General features: G+C 69.2%; 10 protein-coding genes. 1 reads left to right on the top strand and 9 read right to left on the bottom strand.

Annotated elements, in window-relative coordinates:
* Positions 1–411 precede the first annotated feature (411 nt).
* From Q0C41_RS25720 to Q0C41_RS25710, 3 genes are all read right to left on the bottom strand, one after another.
* Entirely contained in the window at positions 412–2,853 is a 2,442-nt protein-coding gene (locus Q0C41_RS25720; RefSeq protein WP_291988834.1) for an ATP-dependent Clp protease ATP-binding subunit, read from the bottom strand.
* Between the two features lie 191 nt (positions 2,854–3,044).
* Entirely contained in the window at positions 3,045–3,719 is a 675-nt protein-coding gene (locus Q0C41_RS25715; RefSeq protein WP_291988832.1) for an ABC transporter ATP-binding protein, read from the bottom strand.
* Between the two features lie 20 nt (positions 3,720–3,739).
* Entirely contained in the window at positions 3,740–4,966 is a 1,227-nt protein-coding gene (locus Q0C41_RS25710; protein WP_291988830.1) for a lipoprotein-releasing ABC transporter permease subunit, read from the bottom strand.
* 68 nt (positions 4,967–5,034) lie between these two features.
* On the opposite strand from Q0C41_RS25710, the gene Q0C41_RS25705 reads away from it, so the two are divergent.
* Positions 5,035–5,490, top strand: a complete 456-nt coding sequence (locus tag Q0C41_RS25705) for a four helix bundle protein (protein WP_291988828.1) — start codon at positions 5,035–5,037, stop codon at positions 5,488–5,490.
* A gap of 95 nt (positions 5,491–5,585) precedes the next feature.
* On the opposite strand, the gene Q0C41_RS25700 is transcribed toward Q0C41_RS25705, so the two are convergent.
* The 6 genes from Q0C41_RS25700 to Q0C41_RS25675 all read right to left on the bottom strand — a co-directional run bounded on the left by Q0C41_RS25700 (position 5,586) and on the right by Q0C41_RS25675 (position 11,520).
* Positions 5,586–7,592: a M56 family metallopeptidase gene (locus Q0C41_RS25700; protein ID WP_291988827.1), complete on the bottom strand. Its 2,007-nt coding sequence runs from the start codon at positions 7,590–7,592 to the stop codon at positions 5,586–5,588.
* Positions 7,589–7,984: a BlaI/MecI/CopY family transcriptional regulator gene (locus Q0C41_RS25695; protein WP_291988825.1), complete on the bottom strand. Its 396-nt coding sequence runs from the start codon at positions 7,982–7,984 to the stop codon at positions 7,589–7,591. Before Q0C41_RS25695 ends, Q0C41_RS25700 begins: the two co-directional genes overlap by 4 nt.
* Positions 7,985–8,122: 138 nt before the next feature.
* Positions 8,123–9,643 carry a lysine--tRNA ligase gene (gene lysS / locus Q0C41_RS25690; protein ID WP_291988823.1) on the bottom strand — a complete coding sequence of 507 codons (1,521 nt, stop codon included), beginning with the start codon at positions 9,641–9,643 and terminating at the stop codon, positions 8,123–8,125.
* 125 nt (positions 9,644–9,768) lie between these two features.
* A complete protein-coding gene (gene nusB, locus Q0C41_RS25685; protein ID WP_291988821.1) occupies positions 9,769–10,233 on the bottom strand; it encodes a transcription antitermination factor NusB in 465 nt (154 codons plus the stop codon).
* A complete protein-coding gene (gene ribH / locus Q0C41_RS25680) occupies positions 10,230–10,724 on the bottom strand; it encodes a 6,7-dimethyl-8-ribityllumazine synthase (RefSeq protein WP_291988819.1) in 495 nt (164 codons plus the stop codon). The genes nusB and ribH overlap by 4 nt, the downstream gene beginning before the upstream one ends.
* A gap of 13 nt (positions 10,725–10,737) precedes the next feature.
* Positions 10,738–11,520: an enoyl-CoA hydratase-related protein gene (locus Q0C41_RS25675; protein ID WP_291988817.1), complete on the bottom strand. Its 783-nt coding sequence runs from the start codon at positions 11,518–11,520 to the stop codon at positions 10,738–10,740.
* Between the last annotated feature and the right edge of the window lie 80 nt (positions 11,521–11,600).

Here is an 11,600-nt window from a genome sequence, read left to right as displayed (position 1 = left end):
CAGCGGCGGCTGCGGCGCGGACGGAGGCACCTGCGGCGACGTGGGGGGCTGGACGCCCGCGAAGGCGGCTGGGGTTGCCCACAGGGCCAGGCACAGTACCCCAACAGGGGCAGCGAGTTTCATGCGTGTTCGAGTGTCCGTGGGGCGTCTGTTCGGCAGCCCCGTGCCCGTCCGAGACAGGCCGGGCCGCCATGGGAAGCTCTTCCCATGGCAGGCCAAGCCGTCAGTGTACCGGACATGAGACGCTCGGCGCTACCGGGTGGCCGGCCGGCCGTGACGGAATGGTGATGACGCAGGGCGCTGGGCGCAGGGCTCGGAACGGCAGGCTCAGGGCGCCGGGCAGGGGCGGGCGGCCGCGGCCGAGGGCCGGGCTCACCTGACGTGAGCCCGACGCCCTCTCCCGCGAGTCTCCTAGACGGTGACCAGTTGCAGGCCCGGGGCTTCGGTGCCCGCGGGGCGGTAGTGCGGCTGACCATCCACCATGTAGACCTCGAAGGTCCCTCCGGCCTTGAGGCGGCCGCGGATGAGCTCCTCGCTCAGGGGATCCTCGATGTACTTCTGCAGCGCGCGACGCAACGGCCGGGCCCCGTACGAGCGGTCGTTGCACGTGACGTTGATGATCCAGTCGAGGACATCGTCGCCCAGCGTGAGCTTGAGCTGGCGGTCGACGAGGTTGCGGTTCATCTGCGCGACCAGCAGGCGGGTGATCGACCGCAGGTCGTCGTCGGTCAGCGCCTCGAAGACGATGATCTCGTCCAGGCGGTTGATGAACTCGGGGTTGAAGGTCCGCTTGACCTCGCCGAGCACCTGCTCGTTGATGGTCTTGGTCTCGGTCGCCTCACCCGGCTGGAAGCCCAGCGACGCCTTCTTCTGGATGTAGCGGGCGCCGATGTTGGACGTCATGATGATGATCGCGTTCTTGAAGTTGACGCGATTGCCCAGCCCGTCGGTCAGGTGCCCGTCCTCGAACACCTGCAGCAGGATGTTGAACAGGTCCGGATGCGCCTTCTCGATCTCGTCGAGCAGGACCACCGAGTACGGGTTCCGCTTCACCTTCTCGGTGAGCTGCCCGCCCTCTTCGTGCCCCACGTACCCCGGCGGCGAGCCGATCAGCTTGCTGACCGAGTGCTTCTCCATGTACTCCGACATGTCGAAGCGGATGAGCGCATGGTCGCTGCCGAACAGCAAGTTGGCCAGGGCGCGCGCCAGTTCGGTCTTGCCGACACCCGTCGGCCCGAGGAACAGGAAGCTGCCCACCGGGCGCGTCGGCGCCTTCAGCCCCGCCCGCGACCGCCGGATGGCGCGGGACACGGCCGAAATGGCCCGGTCCTGGCTGACGACGCGGTCGTGCAGTTCCTCTTCCATCCGGAGCAGCTTGTCGCCCTCGTCCTCGTTGATCGAGGTGAGGGGCACCCCCGTCCACTTCGAGACGACCTCGTCGATCTCGGCGCGGCCGACCGTCACACGGCGATGACTCGACGCGACGTCGAACTTCTCGCGGACGAACTGCAGGTTCTCGCGAGCCATGACTTCCTGCTCGCGGAAGAACTGGGCGCGCTCGAAGTCCTTCTGCGAGACCGCACTCTCCATCTGCTCGACCGCCACCCGGATGTTCCGGTTGATCTGGCCGAACTCCTCGCTGAAGCCCGCCTCGCGCAGCTTGGCCCGCGCCCCGGCCTCGTCGAGCAGGTCGATGGCCTTGTCGGGCAGGAACCGGTCGGTGATGTAGCGGCTCGACTGGTAGACCGCGGCCTCGAGCGCCTCACGCGAGTAGTCCACGTGATGGAAGGTCTCGTAGCGCTCCTTGATGCCGAGCAGGATCTGGATCGCCTCGCTCTCGCTGGGCGGATCGACCTTGACGGCCTGGAAGCGGCGCTCGAGCGACCGGTCCTTCTCGATGTACTTGCGGTACTCGGCGGGGGTCGTCGCCCCGATGCACCGGATCTCGCCGCGCGACAGCGCCGGCTTGAGGATGTTGGCGGCGTCCAGCGAGCCTTCGGCCGACCCGGCCCCCACCAGCGTGTGCAACTCGTCGATGAACACGATGATGTTCGGGTTCTCGACCAGTTCCTTCATGATCGCCTTCAGGCGCTCTTCGAACTGCCCGCGATACTTCGTGCCCGCGACGATCAGCGAGATGTCGAGGGCGAGAATCCGCTTGTCGGCCAGGAAGTGCGGTACGTCGCCGACGGCGATCTTCTGCGCCAGACCTTCGACGATGGCGGTCTTGCCGACGCCGGGCTCGCCGATGAGGACGGCGTTGTTCTTGGTGCGGCGGCAGAGCACCTGCTGGACGCGCTCGATCTCCGTCTCGCGCCCGACCAGCGGGTCGAGGGAACTCTTGAGCGCCGCCTCGCTCAGGTCGCGGCTGAACTCCGCGAGCAGCGGCGTCTCCTTGACCCGCGTCATCGTCGTCTTCTCGTTGAGGAGCGCGACGATGTCCTCGCGCACGGTGGCGAGGCGCATGCCCTTCTCCATGAGGATGGTCGCGGCGACCGACTGCTCCTCACGGAGGATGCCGAGCAGGAGATGCTCGGTCCCGATGTAGTTGTGCGACAGCTGATCGGCTTCCTCGGCCGCGAACTGCAGCACGCGCTTGGTCTCGGCGCTGAAGGGGATCTCGACCGAGGTCGAGACCTTCTCGCGGAAGACCGTGCGACCCTCGACCTCCTTGCGGATGGCTTCGAGGGAGAGGTGAGAGCGCGCGAAAATCCGGCTCGTCAGCCCCTTGCCTTCGCGGATCAGGCCCAGCAGCAGATGCTCGGTCTCGATCGAGACACTGCCCAGTTGGCTGGCCTCATACCGGGCGAAGAAGAGGACGCGCCGCGCTCGTTCTGTATACCGCTCGAACATGTGGTCCCTTGGAAGAACTCACGCCGCTTAGCGTGGGGTGCCGTGTGTCGGCATTATACGGGATGCTCCTCGGCTGGCCGCCCGCGCGAACACCCGTGCCGGCAATCCGTCGCCTGACCGCGCAGTCGTCGTGACACTGCCGCGGCCCTGTCACTAGGACGCCACAGCGCCACCACCGGATGGGTCGTGCGTCAGGCCGGCAACAGTTGGCCGCCTTCGAGCCGCAGCACGCGGTCGCAGGCGTCGGCAAGGCGACTGTTGTGGGTCGCGATCACCGCCGTCAGCCGGTACTCCGCATGCATGTCCCGCAAGAGCGAATGCAAGGATGCGGCCGTGTGCTCGTCGAGGTTGCCGGTCGGCTCGTCGGCCAGGAGCAGGGCGGGGCGCATCACCAGCGCGCGGGCAATCGCGACCCGCTGCTGCTCGCCCCCCGAGAGCGTCCCGGGCCGATGCGACAGGCGGTGCGCCAGTCCGACCCGCTCGAGGAGGGCCTGCGCGCGCGGCCGGCCCTCCGCCAGCGGGACCCGCCCGATCCGCAGCGGCATCTCGACGTTCTCCAGGGCGGAGAACTCGGGGAGCAGGTGGTGAAACTGGAACACGAATCCAACCCGTTGGTTCCGGAACGCCACCCGCCCGGCGTCGGTCAGGGTGTGCAGGCCGACCCCGTCCACCACGACGGTCCCACCGTCCAGACCGTCCAGCCCCCCGAGCACGTGCAGCAGCGTGCTCTTGCCCACCCCGGACGCGCCGACAATCGCCACCATCTCGCCGGCGGCGACCTCGAGCCCGACGTCGCGCAACACCTCGACCGGCCCGTTGGGCGTGGCATACGACTTCTGCAGGGCGGAGACGGAGAGGAAGGACATGGAAGGCTCAGGACTCAGGGCTACTGATACCGCAGTGCCTGGGCCGGGTCGAGGCGCGAGGCCTGGCGCGACGGGTAGATGGTCGCGAGGAAGCAGATGGCCAGCGCGGCGAGCACGACGAGCACGAAGTCGTCGGGCTGGACCTTGAACGGGACGTAGGCCACCTGGTACACGTCCATGGGCACACGGATCAGCTTGTAGCGATCCAGCACCGTCGTCACGCCCAGACCGGCGAGGGCCCCGACCAGCGTGCCGATGGCGCCGATGATGAGCCCCTGCAGCATGAAGATGGCCGTGATGCTGCCCGCCGCGGCGCCCATCGTCTTCAGGATGGCGATGTCCCGGCTCTTCTCCATGACGAGCAGCACGAGCGAGGCGACGATGTTCAGCGCGGCGACCATCACGATGAGGCCGATGGTGATGGAGATGGCGACCTTCTCGAGCCACAGCGCCGAGAACAGCGACTGGTTCATCTGGGCCCAGTCCTGCGTGATGTAGGTGGCGCCCAGACGGCTCGTGATGTCGCGGGCGACCTCCGGCGCGGCGTACATGTCGTCGACGCGGACCTCGATGAAGTCCGGACGCTCGCGGGCGAGCAGCCGTTGCGCGGTCGCCAGGTCGACGAAGCCGTATGCGGCATCGAACTCGAACAACCCGAGCGAGTAGATGCCGGTGATCTCCAGCCGCCGACTCCCCATCGTCGGACCGAAGGGCGAGAGCGGCCCTTCCGGCGTCATCACCGTGACGGTGTCGCCCACACGGACGCGCAGTTGATCGGCGAGGACCTGCCCGATGGCGATGCCGGCCAGCGACGCCTCGGGCCGCGTCGCCAGCGCGCCCAGCGTGCCCGAGCGCATGCGGTCACTGACGTCGGTGACGTCCCCTTCGGTGGCCGGGTCGATGCCCTTGACGGTGATGAAGGCCTGCTGCTCCCCCGCCGTCACCAGCGCCTTGCCGAGAACGATGGGCGATGCGCCGATCACATGGGGGACCTGCTTGAGGCGCCGCATGTCGGTGGCCACGTCCGTGAGGCCCTCACCCACCTGCCAGACGTAGATGTGCGGCGACGCGCCGACGATGCGATCGCGCAACTCCCCCTGCAACCCCGTCATCAGGGCCAGCGCGATGATGAGCGCCATCACGCCGACGGCGACGCCGACGGTCGAGATCACCGAAATCAACGACAGGAAGGCCTGCTTGCGCCTGGCGACGAGATAGCGGAGGGCGAGGAAGAGTTCGAAGGGCATGGAAAGGGGCTCAGGGCTCGGGGCTCAGGGCTCGAGGATCATGGCTCAGAGAGGATACTGCGCGGGGGGTGGCAACGCTCATGCATCGGCGCGGGGCCATGGCGCGCGACGTGAGGAATCTCGAGGTCTTTCAGCAGGCTGACGCGCTGTTCTTTCGCGTGGTGGCCGTTTCTGCCACCATCGGCCGCCCAGGGCGTTTCAGCTTCTGCGATCAGCTGACGCGAGCGGCCCTCTCGGTGCCCGTCAACCTCGTGGAAGGCAGCCAGCGCTCCACGACGCGCGACTACGCGCGGTTCGTCGAAATCGCGGCCGGCTCCGCGGCCGAGACCGGCTATCTGTTGTCGGTCGCCTCGCGGCTGGCCCCACGAGACATGCCCATCAGCGCCCTGGCCGCCGAGTACGACGTGCTGGTTCGCCGCATCCACGTCCTCCACACACGACTCCGTGCGCTCGACACCGCCGCCCGCGTGCCCGGCCCCGCCGCCACGGTCTCCGCCGGCCCTCCACCGCCGGCCGAGCCCTGAGCCGTGAGCCTTGAGCCCGCTCTTCTGAGCCCTGAGCCGTGAGCCCTGAGCCGTGAGCCTGCCTTCTGAGCCCTCAGCCTTGAGCCGTGAGCCGTTCAGTCCTGCGCCAACCTGACGCTCAGCGCCGGCGACGCCTCCTCGAAGCGCATGTTCGCGCCAGGCTGCAGGAATCGCGTGGCCAGCAGCCGGTGCGGGCTGCTCGACATGTCGTGCAACGAGAGGGCAACGTCCCCGTTCGCGGCGACGACCGGGACGAGCCCCCAGGTGGAGCCGTCGGCCAGCCGCAGTGTCGCCACCTGTCCGGCGGCGGACGTCAGCGCGATGGCCCTCGGCAGCCCGTCGACGGCGACATCGAACGCCACCACGACCTGCTCGCCCTGTGACAGGGCCTCGCCGGTGCGGGCATCGACCTCGACCCACTGCCCCTCTTTCGTGCACCGGGCGGCCTTGCCCGGCTCATCGCGAATCGCGACTTGCGCGCCCCCCGAGTACTCCGCGCCCTTCTCGTCGAGGCAGAGTGTGGCCCGCGGAAAAGCGGCCGCGCGCGACTGCCCCACGAAGGCCCGCGGTAACGTGGGCCAGCGTCCCAACCCGAGCGCGTCGATATCCGTCGTCGCTGCGGGGTTCGGTGTGACGGCCCACGTCACCCGGTTCGCATACACGACCTCCCGCACGGCGCAGTACGCCTGGACGTGCTCCCCACGCGCTTCACGGCGGGCCTCCTCCCGTTCGACCAGAGGCACCTGCACCAGCGCGGTCGCTCCAGGAGCGATGTCCCGTGTCAGCCACTCCGACTCCCGGATGAGGACGGGACGGACGGCGTCGCCCCTGAAGGACACCACACCGACGAGTCGCACGCGGGCGACCGCCACCGAGCCGACGTTCTGGACTTCGAACGCCCCGCACACGTGCTCAGGCGTCGAGGACACCCGGAGGATCCGGAGGGCGCTGCCCTCCTGGCGCTGGGGGAAGCCGTAAGGCACTGGGCCGGCTTCGGTGGCCTGGCCCGCCGCCAGCAGTTGCGTGGACAGGTGCGCCGACGCGGTGGCGAACATCCGGGGCAACGCCGCGCCCAGCACGATCAGGGTGACCGCGACCAGGGACGCGCGAACGATCGGAATGGACATGGTGGGCTCTCCTTCGAGCAGGCGACGAACACGGGTGATGAGTCGAGGACCGGCCATGCCGACGGCTGGCCGCGCGTGCTGGACCGTGCCAAGTCGGGCGACGAGCGTGAGCGCCTCCACGTAGCGGGCACGGTCACCCGCCACATCGACGGACGCGTCGTCGCAGCAGAACTCGCGCGCCTCACGGATTCGGGCCCCCATCCACCAGATCGCCGGGCAGTGGAACAGCACCGCTTCACAGGCCGACTGCCCGAGATTGATCGCGTAGTCGCGTCGTGTCACGTGGGCGAGTTCGTGCGCGAGGACGGGAGCAAGCCCCTCCTCGGGCATGACGTCCAGCAGGTGCGCGGGCACGAGGACTGCCGGCGAACGTGCCCCGACGGTGACCGGCGCATCGACCTCAGTGGACACAGCCAGGACGGTGCCTCCCAGATGAACCTCCGCGCACAGCCGCTCGAACGTGTCGCGCAACGGACTCGGGTCGACCAGCGTCGCTCGCTGGCGGAGACGACTGGCCGCGCCCAGGGCCACCACCAGACGGCCGAGCATCAGCGTTGCGCCTGTGCCCCAGGCGATGGCCACCAACCCGAGGACGGCCGGCAAGAGCAACGCGGACGCACTCGGGGCCGGCCTGGGCGGCACCGCCGACAAGGGAGCGGCCACCGGAGCCGTGGCGGCGTCCCGCGCCGCAGGCGCGCGCGGAGCGGTCGAGGTCGAGACTCCGGGCGCGTCCGGCGCACCACTCGAGGCCGGAACGACGAGCAGCAGCGGCACGGCCACGAGCGCCAGGACGGCGGCTGCAGCGAAGGCGACGACGGCGGCACGGTGCTGGCGTGGAGCCGGAGCAGCCGGGCGCAGCAGGCGCCAGCCTGCGAGCGCGAGGGCCGGGAGTGTCGAGGCGAACAACGACAGGATGACAAGCCACCCGAGGGCGACGAGCGACGCGTGTTCGAGCAGCGCCAGCGCCCCGGTCACGCTTGCCCCCGCTTCTGCACCTGATCCAGCAGCGTGCGGATCTCATCGAGCTCCTCAGCGTCGACGCGGCGTCCCGCCAACGCGCTCTGGAGCAGGCTCCGTGCGGACCCGCCGAACGCCTGCTGGAGCAACTGCCCGGCGAGCGCGCGCTGGGTCGCGCTGCGTGGCTGCGCCGGCGCATACACATGAGACTTGAACCGTTCCTGGCGGGTGAGCAGGCCCTTCTGGTGCATCACCTGCATCTGCTTGAGCACGGTCGTGTAGCCGATGTCGCGCAGCCCGGACACGACGTCGTGCACCTCACGCACCGTACTCTCGCCCCGGTCCCACACGACCCTCAGAATGTCGAGTTCAGCATCCGTCGGCGTTGGTGCTGCGGCGCGTTTGACCATGGCGTCACCTCTGTGGCGACGCTACTACGACAGTTGTCGTATGTTAACGATCATGATCGTAGCAACAGGGGCGTCGCTGACGCGGCCGCCTGGCGCGCAAGACCCGCCGTGACGGCCCCTGAGCCCTGAGCCCTGAGCCTATTCCTTCTGAGCCTTGAGCCCTGAGCCCTGAGCCCGCATCAGCGGAAACAGGATCACGTCGCGGATGCTGGCGCTGTTGGTGAGCAGCATGACGAGGCGGTCGATGCCGACCCCTTCCCCGCCGGTCGGGGGCAGGCCGTACTCGAGGGCGCGGATGTAGTCCTCGTCCATCTGGTGGGCCTCGGCGTCGCCGCGGGCGCGATCGGCCAGCTGCCCCTCGAAGCGTCGGCGCTGCTCGGAAGGATCGTTGAGCTCGCTGAAGGCGTTGGCCACCTCGAACCCGCCGGCGTAGAGCTCGAAGCGCTCGACGGTGTCGGGGTCGTCGGGCTTCTGCTTGGACAGCGGCGAGACCTCCGTCGGGAAATCGTAGATGAACGTCGGCTGGATGAGATCGTCCTCGCAGAGCGCTTCGAAGATCTCGGTGGCGATCTTGCCGGCCCCGACGCCCTCTGGCACCGCGAGCCCGAGCGCAGTGGCGATGCTGCGGGCCGTGGCCTCGTCGCGCAGCATGTCGACGTCGACCGATCGCTGCAGGCGCTCGGAGGCCCGCTCGGCCGCCGCATGACGCAACGACAGCCGGCGGAACGGCGCCGCGAACGAGATGGCGTGCTCGCCGAACGTCAGGTCCGTCGTCCCGATCGTCTGCAGGGCGACCTCGGCGAACATCTCCTCGGTCAGGCGCATCAGATGCTCGTAGTCCACGTACGCCTGGTAGAACTCGAGCATCGTGAACTCGGGGTTGTGCTGCGTCGAGATGCCCTCGTTGCGGAAGTTGCGGTTGATCTCGTAGACACGGTCCATGCCGCCGACGACGAGCCGCTTGAGGTAGAGCTCCGGCGCGATGCGCATGTAGAGCTTCATGTCGAGCGCGTTGTGATGCGTGACGAACGGGCGGGCCAGGGCGCCGCCGGCGATCGACTGCATCATCGGCGTCTCGACCTCGAGGTAGCCGCGCGCGTCGAGGAAGCCGCGAATCGTCTTCAGCGTGCGGGCGCGGACGTCGAACACCCGCCGCGCATCCGGATTGACGATGAGATCGAGATAACGCTGGCGATAGCGCGTCTCGATGTCCTGCAGGCCGTGCCATTTCTCGGGCAGCGGCAGAAAGCTCTTGGCGAGGAAGGTCAGGCCCGACGCCCAGATGGTGAGCTCGTTGGTCCTGGTGCGGAACAGGCGTCCCTCGACGCCCACCTGGTCGCCGAAGTCGAGCAGCTTGAACATCGCGAAGGCCTCGGCCGGCACCGAGTCCTGGCGGATGTAGACCTGCAGGGTGGCCACGCCGTCGGAGAGGACGAGGAAGTTGGCCTTGCCGAAGGTCCGCAAGCCGAGAATGCGGCCAGCCGCCCGCACGGGCACGTGCTCGGCCTCGAGCGCCTCACCGGCATGCTCGCCGTAGGTCGCCACGATGTCGGCGACGCGATGCGTGGCGTCGTAGGCATTCGGATAGGGTCGGATGCCGAGGGCGAGCAGTTCCTCGAAGTTGGCGCGGCGCTGGGAGACGAGTTCGGAATCGGACATGACAATGGGCTCAGGGCTCAGGGCTCAGAAGCGCGGGCGCACGGCTCAGGACGCCAGGCTCGGAAGAACAGGGTCGAGGCGCGCAGCTGACGGTTCGACGCAGGACAGGTCAGCACTCGAGCAGGCTACCCGTTCGGCGCCCGCTGCCCGGTGCCCGGTGCCCGGTCCTGTTCGATCCGCTTGCGAATGGCATCGAGCACGCCGTTGACGAAACGCACCGCGTCCGGGCTGCTGAAGGTGCGCGCCAGTTCGATGGCCTCGTTGATGACGACCGGCGCCGGCACGTCCGGGCGTTCGAGCAGTTCGTACACCGCGAGTCGGAGCACGAGGCGATCGATGACGGCCAGGCGTTCGAGGCGCCAGTTCGTCGCCGCCGCCGCAATCAGGGGATCGATGCGATCGAGCGTCCGGGCCGTGCCCTGGGCCAGCGAGACGGCGAGCGCGTCGCGGTCGGCGACCGGCGGACGCAGTTGCAGGTCGCGGACACCGGCGATGGCCTCGGGCAGGGCGTCACCGCTCAGCTCCCAGCCATAGAGCATCTGCAGGGCGCTCTCGCGGGCCTGCCGCAGGTGCTGGGGATCGCGCGTCACGCGCCGCTCCCAGCCGGCGGCTGCCAGGCCCTGGCCAGGTTCGCCATCGTGACCACGGCGACGGCGGCCTCGAAGCCCTTGTTGCCGGGGCCCTCGGGGACGCGGGCCTCGGCCTCCTCCTGCGTGTTGACGGTCAGCACGCCGAAGGCCATCGGGATGCCCTGCTGCAACGACGCCTGCATGATGCCGTGCGAGACCGCCGAGGCGATGTAATCGAAGTGCGGCGTCTCGCCCTTGATCAGGCACCCGAGGCAGATGACGGCATCGATGCGGCCTGACGCGGCGGCGACCCGGGCGCCGAACGGCACCTCATAGGCACCGGGGACGTCGAGCCGCTCGATGTCGGCCGCGGCCACCCCGGCCGCAGCCAGCGCCTCGAGGGCGCCACTGGCCAGACGACCGGTGATGCCGTCGTGATAGGTGGAGACGATCAGCGCCACGCGCAGACCTGGGGCCTGGGGAACAAGCTGGGCAACGGCAGGACGAGACACGCGGTGATGACTCCTAGCGACCGGTAAACGAGGCGTGACGCTTCTCGAGGAAGGCGCGCACGCCCTCCCGCATGTCGGCGGAGGCGGCGGCGAGCCCGAACAGCCGCGCTTCGACCGCCAGCCCGTCGGCCAGCGGACGGTCGAGTCCGGCGGCCACGGCTTCGCGGGCGTAGCGCAGCGCCAGCGGTGCCCGGGCGGCGAGCTGATTCCCCAGCGCCTGGGCGGCCTCCATCACCTGGTCGGCCGGCACGGCGCGCAACACCAGGCCGAGGCGAACGGCCTCCGCGGCGTCGACCTGACGCCCGGTCAGGATCAGCTCCAGGGCCTGCTGTCGGCCGATGGCCCGCGCCAGGCGCTGCGTGCCGCCGAATCCCGGGATCAGACCAAGCGAGGTCTCGGGCAGGCCGAGCCGCGCCGTCTCGGCCATCACCCGGAACGTGCAGGCCAGCGCCAGTTCGCACCCGCCGCCCAGCGCATAGCCGTTGATGGCCGCAATCGTCGGCACCGGCAGCCCCTCGAGCCGATCCAGGACCAGTTGCCCGTCGCGGGCGTAGCGGGTCGCCGCGTCGGGGGTGAGCCCCTCGAACTCGGAGATGTCCGCACCGGCCACGAAGGCCTTCGGACCGGCCCCCGTGATGATCAGGACCCGCAGCGTCTCGTCGCGAGCCAACGCGTCGAGGCGTGCCGCCAGCGCGGCCAGCATCGCCCGGTTCAGCGCATTGAGCTTCTCGGGACGCGTGATCGTGAGCACGCGCACCGCGTCCGTGCCCGACAGGGCCAGGTACTGGTCATTCATGGCGGGGGATCGAGAACACCGGGCACCGGACCGCGGACATCGGGCGCCACCGGTGCCCCTAGGGCCGCGGCACGGACGCG

It is taken from the genome of Luteitalea sp. (assembly GCF_022842525.1).
Classification (GTDB): Bacteria; Acidobacteriota; Vicinamibacteria; order Vicinamibacterales; family Vicinamibacteraceae; genus Luteitalea.
This window is presented reverse-complemented; position numbering and strand designations above follow the sequence as displayed.